The 18657-nt window shown below is 47.7% G+C and carries 22 protein-coding genes; 12 read left to right on the top strand and 10 right to left on the bottom strand.

Annotated features, from left to right (window positions below; all coding sequences use genetic code 11):
• The first annotated feature begins 110 nt into the window (after positions 1 to 110).
• The 6 genes from P0078_RS14850 to P0078_RS24615 all read left to right on the top strand — a co-directional run bounded on the left by P0078_RS14850 (position 111) and on the right by P0078_RS24615 (position 4376).
• Positions 111 to 449 carry a hypothetical protein gene (locus P0078_RS14850; RefSeq protein WP_282930713.1) on the top strand — a complete coding sequence of 113 codons (339 nt, stop codon included), beginning with the start codon at positions 111 to 113 and terminating at the stop codon, positions 447 to 449.
• A gap of 632 nt (positions 450 to 1081) precedes the next feature.
• Complete coding sequence (locus P0078_RS14845) at positions 1082 to 1507, top strand: hypothetical protein (RefSeq protein ID WP_282930712.1); 426 nt, start codon at positions 1082 to 1084, stop codon at positions 1505 to 1507.
• Between the two features lie 506 nt (positions 1508 to 2013).
• Entirely contained in the window at positions 2014 to 2547 is a 534-nt protein-coding gene (locus P0078_RS14840; RefSeq protein WP_282930711.1) for a hypothetical protein, read from the top strand.
• Positions 2548 to 2648: 101 nt separating this feature from the next.
• Positions 2649 to 3086 carry a DUF1810 domain-containing protein gene (locus P0078_RS14835; RefSeq protein WP_282930710.1) on the top strand — a complete coding sequence of 146 codons (438 nt, stop codon included), beginning with the start codon at positions 2649 to 2651 and terminating at the stop codon, positions 3084 to 3086.
• Positions 3087 to 3465: 379 nt separating this feature from the next.
• Positions 3466 to 4089: a GDSL-type esterase/lipase family protein gene (locus P0078_RS14830; RefSeq protein WP_282930709.1), complete on the top strand. Its 624-nt coding sequence runs from the start codon at positions 3466 to 3468 to the stop codon at positions 4087 to 4089.
• A gap of 173 nt (positions 4090 to 4262) precedes the next feature.
• The gene (locus P0078_RS24615; RefSeq protein WP_353057007.1) at positions 4263 to 4376 is read left to right on the top strand and encodes a DUF1810 domain-containing protein; all 114 of its coding nucleotides are present in this window, start codon (positions 4263 to 4265) and stop codon (positions 4374 to 4376) included.
• Positions 4377 to 4427: 51 nt separating this feature from the next.
• On the opposite strand, the gene P0078_RS14825 is transcribed toward P0078_RS24615, so the two are convergent.
• The 4 genes from P0078_RS14825 to P0078_RS14810 all read right to left on the bottom strand — a co-directional run bounded on the left by P0078_RS14825 (position 4428) and on the right by P0078_RS14810 (position 8289).
• On the bottom strand, positions 4428 to 5765 hold the full coding sequence (locus P0078_RS14825) for a dicarboxylate/amino acid:cation symporter (protein WP_282930708.1): 1338 nt from the start codon (positions 5763 to 5765) through the stop codon (positions 4428 to 4430).
• Positions 5766 to 5954: 189 nt separating this feature from the next.
• Positions 5955 to 6809: a YHYH protein gene (locus tag P0078_RS14820; RefSeq protein WP_282930707.1), complete on the bottom strand. Its 855-nt coding sequence runs from the start codon at positions 6807 to 6809 to the stop codon at positions 5955 to 5957.
• Positions 6764 to 7150 (bottom strand): hypothetical protein, encoded by a 387-nt coding sequence (locus tag P0078_RS14815; protein ID WP_282930706.1) that lies wholly within the window; start codon positions 7148 to 7150, stop codon positions 6764 to 6766. Before P0078_RS14815 ends, P0078_RS14820 begins: the two co-directional genes overlap by 46 nt.
• A gap of 107 nt (positions 7151 to 7257) precedes the next feature.
• Positions 7258 to 8289 carry a LysR family transcriptional regulator gene (locus tag P0078_RS14810; protein WP_282930705.1) on the bottom strand — a complete coding sequence of 344 codons (1032 nt, stop codon included), beginning with the start codon at positions 8287 to 8289 and terminating at the stop codon, positions 7258 to 7260.
• A 1-nt stretch (position 8290) separates the two neighbouring features.
• On the opposite strand from P0078_RS14810, the gene P0078_RS14805 reads away from it, so the two are divergent.
• The 4 genes from P0078_RS14805 (at position 8291) to P0078_RS14790 (ending at position 12195) form a co-directional block, all read left to right on the top strand.
• Complete coding sequence (locus tag P0078_RS14805; RefSeq protein ID WP_282930704.1) at positions 8291 to 9205, top strand: CmcJ/NvfI family oxidoreductase; 915 nt, start codon at positions 8291 to 8293, stop codon at positions 9203 to 9205.
• 65 nt (positions 9206 to 9270) lie between these two features.
• Positions 9271 to 10602: an aldehyde dehydrogenase family protein gene (locus tag P0078_RS14800; RefSeq protein ID WP_282930703.1), complete on the top strand. Its 1332-nt coding sequence runs from the start codon at positions 9271 to 9273 to the stop codon at positions 10600 to 10602.
• A gap of 34 nt (positions 10603 to 10636) precedes the next feature.
• Positions 10637 to 11434, top strand: a complete 798-nt coding sequence (locus tag P0078_RS14795; protein ID WP_282930702.1) for a prolyl hydroxylase family protein — start codon at positions 10637 to 10639, stop codon at positions 11432 to 11434.
• Between the two features lie 107 nt (positions 11435 to 11541).
• Positions 11542 to 12195 carry a DUF6058 family natural product biosynthesis protein gene (locus P0078_RS14790; RefSeq protein WP_282930701.1) on the top strand — a complete coding sequence of 218 codons (654 nt, stop codon included), beginning with the start codon at positions 11542 to 11544 and terminating at the stop codon, positions 12193 to 12195.
• On the opposite strand, the gene P0078_RS14785 is transcribed toward P0078_RS14790, so the two are convergent.
• Both P0078_RS14785 and P0078_RS14780 read right to left on the bottom strand, forming a co-directional pair.
• The gene (locus tag P0078_RS14785; RefSeq protein WP_282930700.1) at positions 12196 to 12843 is read right to left on the bottom strand and encodes an SOS response-associated peptidase family protein; all 648 of its coding nucleotides are present in this window, start codon (positions 12841 to 12843) and stop codon (positions 12196 to 12198) included.
• Positions 12844 to 12857: 14 nt separating this feature from the next.
• Positions 12858 to 13106, bottom strand: coding sequence for a hypothetical protein (locus P0078_RS14780; protein WP_282930699.1), 249 nt, complete (start codon positions 13104 to 13106; stop codon positions 12858 to 12860).
• 303 nt (positions 13107 to 13409) lie between these two features.
• Between P0078_RS14780 and P0078_RS14775 the strand changes: the two genes are divergently transcribed.
• The gene (locus P0078_RS14775) at positions 13410 to 14372 is read left to right on the top strand and encodes a right-handed parallel beta-helix repeat-containing protein (protein ID WP_282930698.1); all 963 of its coding nucleotides are present in this window, start codon (positions 13410 to 13412) and stop codon (positions 14370 to 14372) included.
• A gap of 84 nt (positions 14373 to 14456) precedes the next feature.
• Here P0078_RS14775 and map read toward each other — a convergent pair whose 3' ends face one another.
• Both map and P0078_RS14765 read right to left on the bottom strand, forming a co-directional pair.
• Positions 14457 to 15242 (bottom strand): type I methionyl aminopeptidase, encoded by a 786-nt coding sequence (map, locus tag P0078_RS14770; protein WP_282930697.1) that lies wholly within the window; start codon positions 15240 to 15242, stop codon positions 14457 to 14459.
• Positions 15235 to 15441, bottom strand: a complete 207-nt coding sequence (locus tag P0078_RS14765; protein WP_282930696.1) for a ParD-like family protein — start codon at positions 15439 to 15441, stop codon at positions 15235 to 15237. The genes map and P0078_RS14765 overlap by 8 nt, the downstream gene beginning before the upstream one ends.
• A gap of 118 nt (positions 15442 to 15559) precedes the next feature.
• Between P0078_RS14765 and P0078_RS14760 the strand changes: the two genes are divergently transcribed.
• A complete protein-coding gene (locus P0078_RS14760) occupies positions 15560 to 17296 on the top strand; it encodes a phytoene desaturase family protein (RefSeq protein WP_282930695.1) in 1737 nt (578 codons plus the stop codon).
• A 43-nt stretch (positions 17297 to 17339) separates the two neighbouring features.
• Here the strand turns inward: P0078_RS14760 and P0078_RS14755 are convergent, their stop codons facing one another.
• The gene (locus P0078_RS14755; protein ID WP_282930694.1) at positions 17340 to 17915 is read right to left on the bottom strand and encodes an OmpA family protein; all 576 of its coding nucleotides are present in this window, start codon (positions 17913 to 17915) and stop codon (positions 17340 to 17342) included.
• An 86-nt stretch (positions 17916 to 18001) separates the two neighbouring features.
• The gene (locus P0078_RS14750) at positions 18002 to 18649 is read right to left on the bottom strand and encodes an HAD family hydrolase (RefSeq protein ID WP_282930693.1); all 648 of its coding nucleotides are present in this window, start codon (positions 18647 to 18649) and stop codon (positions 18002 to 18004) included.
• Between the last annotated feature and the right edge of the window lie 8 nt (positions 18650 to 18657).

Raw genomic sequence — 18657 nt, 5'->3', positions numbered from 1 at the left:
AACCCAATAATTTTCCAATGATTTACTTTAGGTTTACTCAATCTAACAATCAATGAATAATATGAAATTAAAATTTATATTTAATAGCAACTCTTATATAGGGGGAATAAATGTTTAAAAAATCAATTGCTGCCTTATGCCTATGCCTTTCCAGTTTCGCATATGGGGGAAATGACCAAGTATCAATAGATCGTGAAATATACTTAATAAGAACATATGAAGATTTTGCAGTTATTTATTTTAAACCTGGATTTACCAATACACAGGGCTGCCCAACTGAAACTGAGGAGCAAGTTATACTAGAGTTTGAAGACAGCACTTCTAAAGAAATGTATTCAGCTCTGCTTTCAGCGGCCACGGCAAATAAAAAAGTAGGCTTTGGCATTAGTGGCTGTACAATTCACTCTTTAGGTTATCCGACAATATATAGAGTAGATGTAAATTTTTGATAAAGCCCTCACTACTAGAAAAATTTAATATTCTAGTAGTGAAATTCTCATAATTTAAAAACTATTAATTTTAAGTAATGACTACAATTCCTTTATTCTGAAAGTAAATCATCATGCAGCCCCACAAATAATTCATTCAGTCACCCTCCATCCGATTATCTCTTGGTCTACAATTCAACCGCCCCATTACAAACTAAACCTGCTCGCCTGACACTTTATTAAAATCAGTACCCTTTTGAAAAACACTGTCGAATTATATTGCTTCGCAGATCTCGATTGATCGTCGAGGGATACTGTCCTAACAGTATTGATATTGCCTTCTAAGAGTGTCCGGATTTTCTCAGGCAATAAATATGATATCGTTCGCTCTCGCTCAGCTCGCAATAGCTCATCAGCGCCTTTCTCTCAGTCGAGAGAGGTACTGACTCTACTAGCTAAGCCCTCGCTTACCAATTACACTTACTATCCAAGACCAAGGTATAAAAACTCGACTTCAGAAGAAAAGCGCCCTAAGGCACCACCTCATATCAAGGATGACAGAAGAATATATTAGGTTTATTCACAGATAGGATTATATAGACTCAACAATTGTGTCTTTCACCAAGAAAACTATGTCCACAAAAGAAACATACATGAAGAACTATATAATAATTGGCTCCACCTCTTTAATGCTTATTTTATTCTCTTCAATTTACAGCTTTCTATACGGAAAAGAAGGCAATGACAACATCCTCAATGAAGCCCGAGCACTAGCTCAAGAACATGCAACCAATGAATTAAAAAATAACAATTTAACCTTGATGGCAGAAAGCTACATGGGAAGCAAAATAGCGAATATCCCAGGTTTAGATGAAGAAAAATATCTAAACTGCTTATCCACTTTAGTAAGCTTGAAATTTTATAAAGACAATGCTGACTTTGAGCCTAATCTTACAGAACTTGAAAAAATTCAACAATTAAAATACACCCCAGAAAAATCGCGCCATTACGCTGTAACATTCAACGAAGTTAAACTTTCTGCAATAAGAAGGCACCCTGATGTTAATTGTATTTTTTAAAGATAAAAATCAGCTTAACAGTATTTTGAATCATTTTACTTCCCTTTCCTAATCATCTCAGCCTGTAACTTTTCGGCCAATACCATTTCAATCACAAATATCAATCGTAAGATAGATATTTAATTGGACCAACACCCTACCTACTATAGAATGCGCGGCTTTTTGCACCTAAGCAGTGAACCACAAAAAAGTTATAGCTAAGTTTCAGAGGTATATATGCCAGCAGGGAAGCCGAATAAGAGTGTTCATTTTATTTATGGAAGTATCATTGCTCTTATTGTTTTGAGCTTTTGTTTTGAGCTTTTGTTTTGAGCTTTTGTTTTTTACTCTATAAAAGTGAAAGTAACGGTTCCCTACGGGTGAAAATAGGAAACAATGAGCTGGAACTACAAATTGATGATAACAACCAATCAGTTTCAATTCGAGCCTTACTCGATAAGCTGTTCCAAAATTAGGAAGCAAGTCGTGAATCCAAGGCCCTATTAAAGGAATTTGGTAATTTCTATTTGCCGACCGATCCTGAACTTATTGGAGAGATTGAAAAGCAGCCCGTCAAGTCGCAAGTCTCCCGACGTTTGCGGGAGCTTCTCTATGGGTTAAAGGGCCCCTTCGATCGACAAGCTCACAGCTACTACGATGTTGAAAGCTTGCAGGTTATCGACGCAATTAGCGGTCTGGAATTTAACCATCCAGTGTCTAAAGGACTACGAGAAATGTTGATCTATAGACGTGGCCCTTTTGAAGAAAGATCCAAAGATGTACTGCTAAGCGTTCCCGCAGGCAATAGTATTCCATCAGGAAGAGCGGCATCCTGTCGCGGCAATGATTTTTTCAGGCGGGAAATTCGTATTTTTAATACTCAGCGAACAAATTCAATTTCCGTCTTTGTCAGCGGTAGTTTTCCTTTTACTGCTGACACTTCCAATGACATACATCGGCTAATTCAACTTTCCTATGCCGATATGAAGAACCTATTGGGAGATTCTCCAGTGGGAGCCAAGGAGCCCGCCCTTGCTGAGATCATGATGAATATCAATTAATTGGTGGAAGTTCAGCCGTCAGGCAGTTCATCCTCTCGCATTCATCCTTATTGCTGCTAACCTTGGGCCTGCAAAGGAATAAGAATAAAGGGAATCAAAGCATGGCCCAACCATTTCACCTTGAGCGTTTTGTGACGGCGCAAGAAAGCTCTTATGAAAGTGCCCTGAGTGAGTTACATAGCGGCCATAAGCGCTCCCACTGGATGTGGTATATATTCCCCCAGATCTCCGGCCTAGGGCACAGCGCGACATCCGAACATTTTGCAATTAAAAACCTGGATGAAGCCCGGGCTTACCTGGAGCACCCTGTGCTCGGCCCCAGGCTCAAAGAGTGCTGCAAGGAGTTATTGCAACTGAATAATTACTCCGCTTACCAGATATTCGGCTCACCGGATGATGTAAAACTTAAGTCATCCATGACGCTATTTTCTATCGCCGATCCCAAAGACAAGCTATTTGAAGAGGTGCTGGAAAAATACTATGAAGGACAGAAGGACCTTCGTACTTTCGAGATACTGAAAGTTCCTATCCAACATTAGTTACCTGCAAGGGTGGGGCTTTTTATGATCGGAAGGCTGGGTGGCAATCATGATCTGAACCATTATATTGGCGTACAAGCTGTAGTATCCATACTCACAGAATCTACCACTCTACCCGTATGAAATTTTCCCTACCATTTTAAGCCGAACCGATCAGCACCTCTTTCCCCCCAAAGAAACTGTAAATCTGCTGCCCACCTTAGAACTCTCTCCATTCAATTTCTATTTGTTTTTTAACAAGGCTATTCCTACCCCAGCCTTGGACTCTCAACTTTTCTAAATCACGATTTGATACTAATGCATACAACCTGGACCTGGTCGATGTCTATAATGGTAACGGCAAATAAAATCCAAAGTTCAGTCAAATTAGTGACTTTCTATGGCACGAAGAGTACCCAAAAAAATTATCTTTATTGGCTCCAGTTCTATCTATGGAAAAGGTGATACAGAACTAGGCGGATTTGTTCAAAGATTCCGGTTTCGGTTCGAAACTTTAGATCCCCATAATATAGTTTACGCTCTGGGAATATTCGGAGAGAGCGCGAACTCTTTAGCCATAAGACTTTCCCGAGAACTGCCTCCAAGAAGGCCACACTTAATCGGGATATATCCTGGTTTCAATGATATTTGCCGCATCGGCGGACCAAAGGCTGAGAACTCTGTAGCGCTGGACTCTTTCCGTCAAACAGTGCGACAGCTGTTACAAACGTCTAAAACCATCGCGCCGTCCTTCCTAATGACAGGCATTCCGTTCGATGAGCAACGAACTACTCCCTTTCGGAATAGTGATAGCTATTTCTATCAGGCTGATGCGGACCTGTATAACCAAGCTATGAGAGAATCTGCCACTGCCGAAATGATCCCCATACTGGAGTTTGACAATTTATGGCGAGATCAGGAATTTATTACTCTTCTCTCAGAGGATGGCCTCCATGCAAATCCCAAGGGACATCAATTACTGTATAAACAGACTTGGGATTTTATCTCTAAAAATTACTTTTAGTATTTCTACATATTTTTCAATCAGATAAATTATAAAAATATAAAGACTGGAACGATATTAAATAATTTATATTTGTTTTTTTCATATTATAAAGATCACCCATACTTTACATATGCCACTTTTTTCTATTTCAAGCTTCCTTTAGATACACTAGAAGTAATTAAGATTTTAAGATGAAATCTTCTATGGACTTATTCCCATTGGTAAAAGAGGGCAGAACTTTATTTGATGCACTCCTGGAGAAATACTACGAAGGTCAAAAGACCCTCGTACTCTGGAAATTCTAGTTATGCCGCAATAGAAACCGGGAACCCTCATTTAAGCCATCACTTTAACAGTCAGGCCGTTTGGGCGGCTTCCTCCTCCAGGTTGTCGCTGCCTAACAAGCGGTCCATCACCAGACAGGCTGTCAGATCCCCGGTCACATTGACTGCTGTACGACACATATCGAGAATCCGATCCACCCCCAGAATCAGCGCAATACCTTCCGGCGGAACACCAATACCGGCCAGAATAGTGGCAAGGATTACGATACCGACGCCCGGCGTACTGGGAGAGCCAATTGAAGCGCCAACGGTAGTCACTGTCAGCCCCACCAACTGTGCAGTGGTTAAGTCAATGCCATATACCTGGGTTAAAAATACCGCAGCAATCACCTGATACAGCGCCGTGCCATCCATATTCACAGTAGCGCCCAGGGGCACAATAAATTTGGCGATGGATGGTTTTACTCCCAGGGGACTTTCTGCAACTTTCATTGACAACGGCATTACCGCAGCAGAGCTGGATGTGGAGAATGCCAGCAGCTGCACTCCGCTAATTCTCTGCAAAAATGTGATCGGGCCGACGGAGGTCACCAGGGAAACAATTATCAGGTAAAAACTGAGAAGAATAAGTAGTCCCAAAATCACGGTGCCCACATACACAGACATTCCCAGAATTGCAGTGAGACCCACGCGAATAGCAATATCTGCCAGGAGGCCAAATACGGCAAGGGGCGCAAACAGCATGGCCCAACCAACTACCTTAAGTGCCACCTCCTGAATAATACCAAAGGCGTATACCGCGGTTTCCCGTTGCTTTTGCGGCAACAGCATCACTGCAACACCAATAAAAATCGCGTAGACCACCAGCTGCAACATATTGCGCATGGCAATACTTTCGTTGAGGTTGGCGGGAATCAACTCAGCAATACGCTCAGGAAGCGGTTTGGACTCCATAACCTGGGGGGCGCTCGCAACCTGCAACTCGGTGGCGGCGCTGAGCAGGGACTCATCGATATAGTCGCCGGGTTGGATCAACTGGACCAGGATAATGCCGATAATCACCGCAACGGTGGTAGTGCCGACAAAGTAGGGGGCGATGCGCAGTCCGACACGTTTAAGCTGACTGACGTTCCCGCTGCCACTGAGCCCCAGGATGATTGAAGACATAATCAGCGGTATCACCACCATCTGGATCATATTCAGAAAGATGGAGCCCGGCAGCTTAAACCAGCTGGCCAATGCCGCACTGAGATCCTGGCTCACCAGCGCGGCCCCTTCAGGAGATAGCAGCAGGCCGACAGTTAGCCCGAGGATCATGGCGACCACTATCTGCATCCATAGACGAGTGCGCACCAGCACACCGAGGGATTCCACCATTCGGATCAGATAGAAATTTGTACCATTGCTCATTGTTGGTATTCCGGATTACCTGAAATAGTTAGAGGCATTATGTCCCAGGGCCATTAAGGAAACCTGGCGGTCAGATCAAGTCCTGGGCTTATAAGACAGTTATTCGACGCCATTTATTGATATCAATACCAATAAGAGCGCTGAGACTCTAATCATCTTTCACTATTTGAAGCAACAATCGGGCCTGAGTTAACGCCTGGGTGGTCCCGGAGGTCCCCGGTGGGAGAAATCGCACTGGCTTTGATTGCCGGTCAGGGCACAACCTCTCTCCCCTTTCAGGCAATGCAGGATATCGTTTTCTGCAGCGAGGTTGGCGTGGTAGTGATAGCCCAGGCCGGCAAACTCATGGCCACGGCATTCGTCCAGGTCATCGGGCTCGCGGCCATCGGCATTCTCCCGCGCATAGATCAGGTAGCCATCTATGGCGACACCGACAATTGCTGCATGGCTTGCGGCAGACGGGTAGGCCTGGCTGCAACCAAGGGCAGCATGGTAGTGATAACCCACGTGGGGGTTTACATGACCACCACAGGCATCCACTGGCGCTAAGGTGTGTGCACCTAAAATTGCGCCGATGGGCGCGGCGATATCAAATTTAACCCCATTAAAAGCGACCCCATAACCGGAAAAACCATCGGGATTCTGCTTTGACTTGGCCTTCTCAGGCTGTACAGGGATTAAGTAGCGGGTATGAAAATCCGGGCCCATATAGCTGGCCAGGCACTCCACGCAGTAATTGTTGTATTGCGGTGCCACATCAGGCCGCGCGGCCATCTCGCAAGCCTGCTTCGAATCGGTAACCTTTATCGCCCCGGTTTTGGGATCGTATAGGCTCCATTTTGGATCAGAGAAAAAGGTCGCAGCATTTTTAACGAAAGGTCCATCAATCGGCACTATCTGTTGCTTGATAAACATCATGCCGCCAGACGTAATTGGGTCGACAACATTGCGTGGGCACCAGGGCCCTATTTTATGTTTGGGTTCTGCCTTTACCACAATCATCCAGCATTGGGTCTTGCGCCCCTCAGAGAGGGTGCAATCCACTTTTTAATTTCCTCAACCAGTGCGTCCTTGGCAAATAAGTGGGGGATGCCCATTTGCTCGGTAAAATCGGAATGAGCGTAAACAGAAGAGTTCAAAAATATCAGCAGAAAAAATGCTACACGCATGGCGACCACTACCTGAACACTTGGAATGCTCAAGTTTAGCAGCGCTACCTCCCTCGCTAAGGAGCCTCTGAGCAACTCCGTAATGCCTCTGCGGGTCTTGAAGGCTGCAGATGTTAGGCGCAGCTTGCCGCGAGTGGCTCTAGCCCTTTGCAAGGGCTGCAACGCAGCAGCTGTGGCCTTCAAGGCCCGCCCTTCGGGGCTTGCAGAGCGATTCACACTCCGCGTTGCGGCTTCTTGAAAGGTCTAGACATTCCTGCGAAGCCGCGCCTTGATTGTGAATCGCTCTGCATGCCAGAGGTATCACGAAGTTATTCAGAGGCTCCTTAATTACTGGGAAATTGTTGTGCTAACAGGGCGCGAATCCACTTGTGCAAAGGGTCCTGACTGCTGCGGGTATGCCAGGCGGCAATCACATCAAACCCCGGGGGCTGTTCGACAATAGGCAGTGTTTTTAGTCGGGGATCAGGCAACAGTCGCGAGGGCAAAAAGGCAACGGTATTGGTAGAGGCAATGCACTCGGCTGCGGCGGCAAAAGAGGGGACAGACAGCACCACATTGCGCTCCAAACCAAACTGCTCAAACCAACTATCCGCCATGCCCCGCAGATCTCCCCTGGAAGGTGATACCACCAGCTGTGGCAATGCCGCCAACTCTTCCATTTCCAAAGGCTTATTGGCGCTGTGCAGCATATCGGTGTGCTGACAACATACGCAGACGTAGTGCTCTCGATACAACAACATGCTGGGACTGTTATCCGGCACAAATCCCGGCGTGCTAAACACCAGATCCACTTCACCGGTTTGCAGTTGCTGGGCCATGCGATCAATCTCCAACTTAAGCACCACGACTTTTATATCCGGGGCCTGCTGACGCAGTTGCTTGAGGAGAACTGGCAGTACCACCCGCTGCTCAAAGTCCGTTGCACTGATGGTAAAGATGCCCCGATGCTGTGCCGGGTCAAATTCATCCGTACGCAGCAGCGCCGCGACATTGTTCAGGATCTCATCCAATTTAGGAGCCAGGCGCTCGGCCAGGGGCGTGGGAATAACACCGTTGCTGGTACGGATAAACAACCGGTCATCAAAGATTTCCCGCAGGCGTTTCAATTGTTCACTGACTGTTTGCTGGCTCACACCCAGCTGGTCAGCCACCCGGGATAAGTTCAGTTCCCGCAAGATAGCGTTCATTAAGCGAAGTTGACGTAACTCCAGCCTCTCCAGCGGGTTCGCCCGATGATTTCTGCTCAAACCTGTATCACTCACAACTGTTACTTGGTTTTCATTGTATCCACGTAACCCTAGCATTGTGAGTAGATTGGCCCGTATGGCATCCACTTCGGTGGGGGGAGAGTTCACTATGCAAACCGCAGTCCGATCCTCCTTTCAGGATCAATTAGTTACAGCAATTATTCACTACGCTGATCCCAGTAGCGATCTGGTGTACGACAAGCGTTCAGAGGGCCCTGGGCCTGCCAATCTGGTCGAGAATGTTATTTCCCAGCAGGTTCACATCTACGATGGTCGCGCCTTGAAAACCGCCGGGGAGCGTTTTCGTCTCGATACCCAGGGATTTGAGCTGGTACGCCCTATGCTCGGCATAAACCTGCGCCAGCTGGATGATGCGCTACACGCGCTGGACCAACCCTCAGGGAGTAGCCCCAGCCCTGAGGAGCGCGACCAGTTGATTCGCACCCAATGGTATCCAGCTATTGAATCCTGGATAGGCGCTCACCTGGGTGCAGCAAAGGTACTGACCTTTGACCACACGTTACGAGCCCAACCATCGACTGATGTGACACCGGAGATGAGCCGCAGTCGCCGATCCCCGGTGAAATTGGTGCACAACGACTACACACCCTGGTCCGCAGAGCGCCAGCTAAAGGAAACCCTGGAGGCCCGGGGGTACAAGCCATCAGATTATCCGCGCTACCAATTTATTAATCTCTGGCTGCCCCTATTGCGCCCGGTGCAGGAGTCGCCGTTGGCAATGGTGGACCTGCGCACTGTCGCCGCCAGTGATTTCCACAATATGCGATTAATTTACCCAGAGCGAAAAGGGCAGATTTCGGTGTTGAGTTTCAACCCGGTTCACCGCTGGATTTGGTTTAGCGATATGCAGCCCGGCGAAGGCATTTTACTGCGGGTCTTCGATAGCCAGCACCGAGGTGATGTAACCGGTATTCCCCACTGCGCTTTCGACCTGCCGGGAAGTGCAGGGGCACCACGCAGAACCAGCCTGGAAATTCGCACTATTGTCCTGTTTGACCAATAACACCAACGCTTTTAAGAAAACACCCGGCCACTCAATAAAGTGGCCGGATTGAGTGAGACCTCATTATGGAAAATATACTTCGATCGATTGATCCACTAACCGGAGAGGCCATCGGATCGCTACCTGTCAGCAAGCCCCAAGATATTCAGGACATGGTGGAGAAAGCCCACAAAGCGCAGCGAGTGTGGTCGAGTAAATCTCTTCAGGAGCGGGTACAACGACTTCAGCAGGCTTACACAAAACTGAATGCGGAAGAGAGAGAGCTGACACAACTTATCAGCCGTGAAATGGGCAAAGATGCCCGGCGTGCACAGTATGAAGCCGGCGGCGTAGTTCAAGGCGGTGCCTGGTTAGCGGGGGATGCCGGAGATGCCCTGCGGGCAAAACGCAGTGGCGGTAGCGAAATTCAATATCGACCACTGGGCGTTGTTGCGGTTATCTCCCCCTGGAATTATCCACTGGCCATGGCCAATAACCTGATTGTTCCCGCCCTGGTCGCCGGCAACGCTGTGATTTTGAAACCTTCAGAAGAATCGCCATTGGTCGCTGACTTATTGGTGAAAATACTCAATCAAACCCTGCCTCAGGACATTTTACAAATTGCTCACGGCGATGGCGCAACCGGTGAAGCCCTGGTGAAATCCCCCATCAATATGGTCGCCTTTACCGGATCGCGAACAACGGGCCAAAAAATTATGGCCAATGCCGCTCCGGCATTGAAACGCCTGGTTATGGAGTTGGGTGGCAATGACCCAATGATCGTGTTGCAGAGCGCCAATATTCCCCAGGCTGCACAATTTGCCGTTGGCTCCAGTTTTGAGAATTCAGGCCAGATGTGCACCTCCACAGAGCGTATTTATGTGGACGAAAAAATTGCCGATAAATTCGAAAATGCCGTGGTGGCATTGGCGAAGCAATATCGTGTCGGCGGGTGGCAGGAGCCACAGGTGGATATCGGCCCCTTGGTTAATCACCGCCAACACCGAAAGGTGGTGGAGCATATCCACGATGCCCTGAATAAAGGCGCAAAGCTTCTTCTAGGGGAGCGCGATCCACAGGTGCCTTTTATTCCGCCCACAGTTATCAGCGGTATTCGACCGGGCATGCTGGTGGAAGATGATGAGACTTTTGGGCCTATCGTAGCCATCGACCGCTTTAGCTCAGTAGACGATGTGGTCGAGCGGGCCAATAACTCTGTTTACGGTCTCGGTGCGGTTGTGTTTGGTGAAAGCAAACAGGCCGAGCAAGTCGCCAGCCAGCTGCAAGCGGGAATGATTGGCATCAACCAGGGCGCCGGCGGGTCACCTTGGGTGGGCGCCAAGCAAAGTGGCTTTGGCTTCCACGGTGGAGCTGAAGGGCACCGGCAGTTTGCACAAATTACCGTTTTAAACCGCTAAGTCTTTTAAAAGTTTTTCTATAGAAGTACAGCAGATGTCCACGACTGAAAGTATTGATACTGTCACCCACTTGGATGACTTTTTTGTTATCGCTTGCGAACCTGGAGCAGAACATCCGGCCCTACCTACCTGGGCTACTCGCAGTAAAAACCCGGCGGCCCTGGCCGAGCAAGCACCGCAACCGGTTTCACGACGAGATATCGCCGAGGTACCCGGAGCCTTCCAATTGCTCAATGTCTTTTCAAAAGAGGAATGCCAACGGCTCATTGATATCACTGAAGCGGTGGGTTATTTACCGGATGCAGCCGTCTCCCTGCCCCGGGAGGTCCGCCATAACGACAACCTGACCTGGGTGGTTGACGAGGTTACAGAGCGGCTGATCTGGCAGCGATGCCGAGACCTGGCGCAGGACTTAAATGGTTACTTTGGTGGAAGAGAGGCTGTCGGCATCAATCGGCGTTTCCGCTTTTATCGCTATGGTGAGGGAGATTTCTTCCAGTTCCACACCGATGGCGCCTGGCCCGGTAGCCGCATTGACAACAACCAGTTGATCGCCAATGGCTTCCCCGATCGCTATAGTGAAATGACGTTTTTAGTACTGCTGAGTGAAGATTTTGAAGGTGGTGCAACCCGATTCAGGGTGAATGCAGATGATCCCATAAAACAACCCAGTCGGGACTCTTTATTAGACATCGATATCCGCACACCTGCCGGAGCCGTACTGTGCTTCCCCCATGGAATGCACCCCTTACATAGAATTCACAGCTCTACTCCAATCACCCGAGGAATCAAATATATTATTAGAACGGATATTCTCTTCCTGCAGGAATAAATTCTCCAAGACCTGTTAAAAGGCAAAAAGATACTTCGGCTCACATCGAAGTATTAAGTGCTCCAGGCGCTAGAATTTCATTCGATTTCTACCTTGGAGCACATTCAGTGGAATTGCTTAGTTATCTGGATAAACACTTCCTAACCAAAGAGCAGCTTATTCAGGCTACTCAAATCAGCGAACTACAATTGCAACGCTACCAGGATGAGGGTGTTATGCCAAAGCCCTCCTATAAGCTCAATATTCAATGGGACTGTGAATCCTTTTTTGGACCCCACTTCGAAAAACAGGCAGTTGAGTACTTTGCAAAAGGCTACGCCAGCTGGATTGGTATCATAGAGGCTAAGCAAGACTTTAACTCTATTTATCAGTGCTTTGGTAATCAATACATGGCTAAAATAGCTCAATTGCGAAATTTAGGATACGAATCCAGAAACCCAAAATTTTCATCCGGAATTTCTCAACATATCGAAGAGGAATGGCAACACTTTATTGAGGGGACTTATGGATTATGTACTCTCAGTGGCCTGCCAGAAGATATAGCAGCAAAGGAGCTGGCTAGCACAGAAATAAATGCACTTCTTGCTCAAGGTAATTTAAGCCAAAAACAGCTACATCGGCTTAATCGCTTTGTAGATCTTCTAGATGAAACCAGCGCATATTTTGCACCTCACGAAAGAAGTATAAGTTCAAGGCAGAAGCTAATTGATACGCCGCGCAGGAAATATAATTTAGATTGCTCTGTATCAAAAAGTAAATAATTATCCAATTACGGGGATAGGATCACCGATATACTCAGTCGAAGTTGCCCGCAGCAAAGGGTGGGCTGTCAGTATTTTCCCCGAGTACTCAATGGATGGTTTTAAGAAAGGGCTAAAATCTTCTGTCGCCGCCGCACAATTTAACCAGGATGCTACAAAATCTGGGCGATTGGGCGCAATCATGGGAAGTGACTTTTCATGGTAGCGCTTAGTGGCTGGGTGGGAGTCCAAAGTAATGATTGAGCAACTGAGTAAATTTCCCCAGATTTTATACAAACCACAAAAGAAAAAAGGTTCACCATAACTGAATTCCACTGGGTGCTTGCCACCTTGGCTTTCCACCCAGGCGGTAGCGGGTATTAAGCAACGAGACTTGCGATATTCCGGTCTGGAGTCCAGTTTCTTCCAATTACTGTTGATGGACCAGTATTTTTTATGGGGCCGCCAAGTATCACCATGCCTCTCAAGGTAGAGATGCCAAATAGCGTTTTCTATTTCAGCAGAACCCTTCCGAGTAGTTACGATAGACACCTGCTGGGTGGGCCTCCGGCGCCTACCGTAAATCATATGTCCGGCACCCCGGATACCATAGGTATCTAGAAAGCGCTCCATACCCGCATGATCACTGACATCAAAGACACTACACACCCAGAGCCTCCCACTTATCCCGCTGAACTGGTTTTTTCAGTATGTTCGGACAGCCACCTTAAATTACTCTCGATCCCTCTCATCTGGCACAAGGTTAACTCCAATTCCTTGCGCAAATCCACTCCCACAGCAACAGAAAACCGACGTACGTACTTTTCATAGTTCAAAATACTAATCGCGTACATAGGGCGATTGTCATAACTGGACCTATAGCGGCAGATACGAATCGGTTCACTATCAAAAACTATAAATCTGGGGCGCATAATTAAACACCTACAATACTGTACAAAAATACAGTATATCTTCATTTGACGTGAACCTGTCAAGGAAACAGAAGACTGACGTCACTGTCACCATTACACGAACGCAATACTTTCCTTATGAATTCGACATAAATAATTGGCGCGCCAGCCACTAAACAAAAAAATAAATAAATCTAAAATTATGATATAAAACAGAAAATAGATTCCAATTATATATTACCAAAGTGGAATTAATTCCTATAAATTCGCGATTGGAACATAACGAATGTCATAGGAACACTCTCCACTTAAAAGGTACACATAATGAAAATACGTAACATTTACGCAACAGTTTTATTTTCAGGATTATTGAGTCCATTTTCTGTTTGGGCTATTGACTGTGGAGATATTATTACAGCACCAACCACTCTGGATAGGGATTTGCTCTGTGTGATAACGGAACAAAATGAAGTCGCTTTAACCATAGAGGGTCCTAGAGGAAGCCTGAATATGGACGGCTTTCAGCTTACCTGTGATGATGAAGAGGCAACGGGGCAGGCCGGAATACTGTTAACTGGTATTGGAGCCCAGGTATATGGTGGGATCATTGCGGCCTGTCGAGACGGGGTCAATGCGGAAGGGGAAGGCTCACACAGTATTTATTCTATGGAAATCATTGATACGATATTCGATGCCATCTACATAGAATCCAATAACAGTATTGCCAGGGATAATATTATCACCAACAGCGATCGCGGCGATGGCATAGAATTAAATGGTAACACTAATACCGTAACTCGAAATACCATAACGGGTATTGATAACTCGGGCATTGAATTAAGAGGATCCTTTAACAATATTAGTTTTAATGAGATAAGTGGAAGTGGCAATCAGGGAATCGAAGTAAATGGGCAATTTACCAATGTCTTCTCTAATATAGTGACCAACGGATTAAATGATGGTATTGCCGTAGGGGAAGGAGATGAATCTGACAATGCTGATTTTTCTACCATCTCACTAAATAACGTCTCAGGAAATTCTGGTTTAGGTATTCCGATTAGGCTTTCCTCAAATACTCTAGTAACTCAAAATACCGTAGAGAGTAATGGCGAAGGAGGTATCGGTATCTTTGTTGAGGGCAGTGAATTTAACAAGATTGTTCGAAATACCTCTCTCAATAACTCACCTTACGATTTGGAAGATGATACCGATCCGGGCGATTGCAGCGGCACCAATACTTGGGTCTTTAACACGTTTACCGCAGCAGAACCTGCATGCCTGGATTAAAATATCTATTGAAAACAGTGGGTAGCGAAAATATAAAGTGTCTCGCTACCCATTGCTATCTACCTAACGCTCACTAATTGGCCGCTATTTAATCTTAGAAGATCTCTCTTCATCCCTAAGCGTTAGCACTTCATAACTGTCACCAGTTACCAAAATCGTATGCTCCCATTGGGCCGATAGCTTTTTATCCTTAGTTACTACAGTCCAGCCATCTTTCTTGAGTTTGGTTTTACGATTTCCCTGATTGATCATGGGCTCAATGGTAAATGTCATTCCCTCCTGTAAAACTTCACCGGAACCAGGCCGCCCAAAGTGAAGAACCTGAGGTGCTTCATGCATTTCCCGGCCAATACCGTGGCCACAATATTCCCGTACGACACTGAAGCCGTTGCGCTCGGTATGGCGCTGGATTGCATTGCCGATATCACCAAAAGTAACTCCCGGCTTTACCGTGGCAATACCGGCCCACATAGCTTCATAGCAGGTGGTTACCAGTTTTCTGGCAATAGGGGTCACGGTACCGATGCTATACATTTTGCTGGAATCCGCGATATAGCCAGATTTCTCCAGGGTAATATCCACATTGATGATATCTCCCTCCCGCAGTAGCTGCTTATCACTTGGCATGCCGTGACAGACTACTTCATTGACTGAGGTGTTCAGGGCGTAAGGATAATCATATTGCCCCTTGCTGGCGGGGCGGGCATTGAGTTCATTGACAATAAATTCTTCTACCCGCTCATTAATTTGCATTGTCGAGACCCCCGGTTCAATAAAGGAGTCCAGCATGGCAAATACACGGCTCAACAATTGACCCGATTGGCGCATTAACTCCTGCTCATCAGGAGTCTTTATTTTTATTTCACTCACGTGTCAGCTCTTCCAGGGTTAATGCCTGATTGCGCAGCAACTTCTTACACAAGTCGCTGTAGCTTAATTCCGGGCTCAGCTCCGCCAGCATCCCAATCTTGATCCAGTACTCCGCCTGGGAATTAATTGAACGGGCCATCACCGTACTGGCCTTGCGAATCTCATCGTGTAGCTCATCGGATATCTTGACGATGCCCATAACTATTACCTTGATATGCTTTATATACAAATTGTATACGCGATATATAAAGGTGCACAATAGATATACAGAATATTAATATGCAACTTATTGCATAGCTCGATAGGGGGCGCTATGGTTGAGGAATAAAAACAATAGTGGCGAGGCCATCATGACAGAGACCCCTGAGAAGAAGCGCAGTGCCCCAAAACCAAGCCGGTTGCGTATTGGTCGGCGCTATCGCCCGAGCCGCCTAGAAGGCAATTACGACGCCATTATCATTGGCTCAGGCATTGGCGGTCTGACTTGTGCTGCGATGCTCAGTGCCATGGGCAAGAAAGCACTTGTCCTTGAGCAACACTACACTGCCGGAGGATACACCCACGCCTATGACCGCAATGGTTATGAGTGGGATGTCGGCGTCCACTATATCGGCGATGTGGGCGAACACCCCACCATGACCCGCAAGATCTTCGATTTTATTTCCAATAACCAGTTGCACTGGGCGCCAATGGACAGCACCTATGACCGCATCTGTATTGGCGATAAGCAATACGACCTGAAAGCCGGCCGCCAGCAATTTATCGATGAATTGGTCAGCCACTTTCCCGATGAGCGCGCGAATATCGAAGAGTACCTGCAACGGCTGAATGTAGTTGCCAAAGCCATGCAGCGACTGGCAATGGAAAAAATGCTGCCCTCCTGGTGTGGACCTTTTATTCGCCTGTGGAGAAAACTGCACGAACCCGCCTGGCTCAATAAAACCACCCGCGAAGTTCTCAGTGGAATCACCAGCAATGAAAAGCTGATCTCTGTGCTTACAGGGCAGTGGGGTGATAATGGCATGACCCCATCCGAGGGCAGCTTTATTATTCACGCCCTGATCGCCAAACATTATCTGTATGGCGGTTACTATCCTGTCGGCGGCGCCAGCAAAATCTCCGAAACGATTATTCCCCAGATTCAGGCCAGTGGTGGGGATGTATTTACCTATGCCAAGGTGGAAACCATCCTGATGAATGGGGATCAGGTTCGCGGTGTAAGAATGTCCGACGGACATGAAATCGAAGCACCATTAGTTGTCTCCGGCGCAGGGGTATTTAATACATTCGAGAAGCTGTTGCCGCGCAGTACCAGTGAGCGCATGGGATATATCCGCGACCTGGACACCGTCAACCGCTCCATGTCTCACCTGTGTCTGTATATTGGCTTGGAGAAAACAGCGGAAGAATTAAACCTGCCCAAGACCAATTACTGGATCTATTCCAGCGATCAGTACGAAGAGGATATGCAGGCCTTTATCGACGATCAGGATAAGGAAATACCGCTAGTCTATATTTCGTTCCCGTCTGCGAAAGACCCCACCTTTACCCAGCGCTACCCGGGCCGCGCCACCATCGAAATTGTGGCACCGGCCAACTACGATTGGTTTGCCCGGTGGCACGACAAGCCTTGGGGCAAGCGAGGAGATGATTACGAGGACCTGAAGGAGGCATTTAGCCAGCGCCTACTGGAGCATTTGTATAAGCATATGCCGCAGTTGCGTGGGGAAATTAATTACTACGAGCTTTCAACCCCGTTATCCACGGATTACTTCTGCTTCTATCCACGAGGAGAGATCTACGGACTGGATCACGATCCCAACCGCTTTGAGCAATCCTGGCTGAGACCCAAAAGCCGGGTCAAAGGGCTCTACCTTACCGGACAGGATGTGATGAGCTGCGGCGTAGCTGGTGCAATGATCTCCGGTATGCTCACAGCGCAGAGTATTATTGGACTGCGTCAAACTGGAAAGTTGATGAAGAAAATATTTTCCAACCAAGCCCCAAAGGCGCCGGTAAATTCCAGTGAGGAATTGGGTAATGCCTCTAGCTGAGACACTATCCTAAGCTAGCTCTTCACCTGCAAGCTGTTCGGGGTTAGCGCCTCGGCAGTTTGCTGGGAACACGATCAAAATTTAGTACCCGGATCATCAGGCGGCGGTTCTCCCGCTTGCCTTTCTCTGTCTCATTATCCGCAATCGGATCGGTATCGCCGTAGCCCTGGGCTTCCATACGGTCAGCGGAGACGCCCCGCTCTATCAGGAAATGCTTTACCCAATCCGCTCTGCGCTGGGACAGGCTGAGATTCTTCTTAGCATCGCCGCCACTGTCTGTATGCCCCTCAATGGAGATTCGCATCTCTGAAAAATCGCGCATGATCACCAGCAAGGCTTCCAGATCGGCAATGGTTTCTATGCGGGGGGCAAAACCGCCGGGATCGAACTCCAGGCGCAGGCGGAATGTGTCCCCGATGGACCGGTTATTTCCCCGTAAAAACCTCACCAGCTCATCGGCAAAAGGGGCCGCTTTTCGGGCAGTCTTCTCACTGTCACCTGACTGTATTCCATCGACAGGCTCGAGCGTATATTTCTTTGGGGATTCGGACTGGTCACAGCCCACCAGAGTAAAGGCCAATAAGAATAGGCAACTGGCAGACAAGAATTTACCCGCCATAGGTACAGCTTCCGGTTTCTCGACGTCAAATTCAGTGTAGAACAGCGAGAGCGCTGATCAACCGGAAGCCCCGGCCACTGTGGCCATTAAATAAAGTTGAGAACTGCCATCATGTCTGTGACTACCCGGGCACCCTGCTGTTCCAGCTGGGGACCCCTTACTGGATGGGCACTGTAGCCAACCACGCGCATACCTGCAGAGACCGCCGCAGAGACACCGGCAATGGAGTCCTCCACTACCAGACAGCGCTCCGGCGCCACCCCCATGGCATCAGCCGCGTGCAGGAATAGCTCTGGCCAGGGCTTGCCCCGGGATACATCGTCGGCACTGAAGATCCGCCCGTCGAAATAATCGTACAAGCCGGTCTTATTCAGTGTCAGCTGCATTTTCTGGTGAGAGCCCGAGGAGGCCACGCAGCTGCGCAGCCCCAGCTGTTGCAGTTGGTCGAGCAAGCCTTCGATACCCACAACCGGCTGCAATTCCTGCTGGAACGCCTCGCGGATACGCCGCTCCGTATTGCCAAAATAATTATCCGGTAGTGGTCCGCCAAAGCGCTTCTCGATTTCCACCAAGCAGTCCCTGGCCGGGCGACCGCTGAACTGCTCGTCCAGCTCCTCGGCGGTGGTCTGCAAGCCCAGGCGATTCATTTCTTCTGCCAATATGCGACAGACGATGCTCTCGCTGTCTACCAGCACACCATCACAGTCAAAAATAATTAAATCGGTAGAAGACATGGGAACCT

It is taken from the genome of Microbulbifer sp. VAAF005, from assembly GCF_030012985.1.
Classification (GTDB): Bacteria; Pseudomonadota; Gammaproteobacteria; order Pseudomonadales; family Cellvibrionaceae; genus Microbulbifer.
This window is presented reverse-complemented; position numbering and strand designations above follow the sequence as displayed.

Excerpts from the sequence above, each read along its gene's own strand:
- P0078_RS14850 (WP_282930713.1), top strand. The coding sequence starts at position 111 with ATGTTTAAAAAATCAATTGCTGCCTTATGCCTATGCCTTTCCAGTTTC.
- P0078_RS14845 (WP_282930712.1), top strand. The coding sequence starts at position 1,082 with ATGAAGAACTATATAATAATTGGCTCCACCTCTTTAATGCTTATTTTA.
- P0078_RS14835 (WP_282930710.1), top strand. The coding sequence starts at position 2,649 with ATGGCCCAACCATTTCACCTTGAGCGTTTTGTGACGGCGCAAGAAAGC.
- P0078_RS14830 (WP_282930709.1), top strand. The coding sequence starts at position 3,466 with ATGGCACGAAGAGTACCCAAAAAAATTATCTTTATTGGCTCCAGTTCT.
- P0078_RS24615 (WP_353057007.1), top strand. The coding sequence starts at position 4,263 with ATGAAATCTTCTATGGACTTATTCCCATTGGTAAAAGAGGGCAGAACT.
- P0078_RS14825 (WP_282930708.1), bottom strand. The coding sequence starts at position 5,765 with ATGAGCAATGGTACAAATTTCTATCTGATCCGAATGGTGGAATCCCTC.
- P0078_RS14805 (WP_282930704.1), top strand. The coding sequence starts at position 8,291 with ATGCAAACCGCAGTCCGATCCTCCTTTCAGGATCAATTAGTTACAGCA.
- P0078_RS14800 (WP_282930703.1), top strand. The coding sequence starts at position 9,271 with ATGGAAAATATACTTCGATCGATTGATCCACTAACCGGAGAGGCCATC.
- P0078_RS14795 (WP_282930702.1), top strand. The coding sequence starts at position 10,637 with ATGTCCACGACTGAAAGTATTGATACTGTCACCCACTTGGATGACTTT.
- P0078_RS14780 (WP_282930699.1), bottom strand. The coding sequence starts at position 13,106 with ATGCGCCCCAGATTTATAGTTTTTGATAGTGAACCGATTCGTATCTGC.
- P0078_RS14775 (WP_282930698.1), top strand. The coding sequence starts at position 13,410 with ATGAAAATACGTAACATTTACGCAACAGTTTTATTTTCAGGATTATTG.
- P0078_RS14765 (WP_282930696.1), bottom strand. The coding sequence starts at position 15,441 with ATGGGCATCGTCAAGATATCCGATGAGCTACACGATGAGATTCGCAAG.
- P0078_RS14755 (WP_282930694.1), bottom strand. The coding sequence starts at position 17,915 with ATGGCGGGTAAATTCTTGTCTGCCAGTTGCCTATTCTTATTGGCCTTT.
- P0078_RS14750 (WP_282930693.1), bottom strand. The coding sequence starts at position 18,649 with ATGTCTTCTACCGATTTAATTATTTTTGACTGTGATGGTGTGCTGGTA.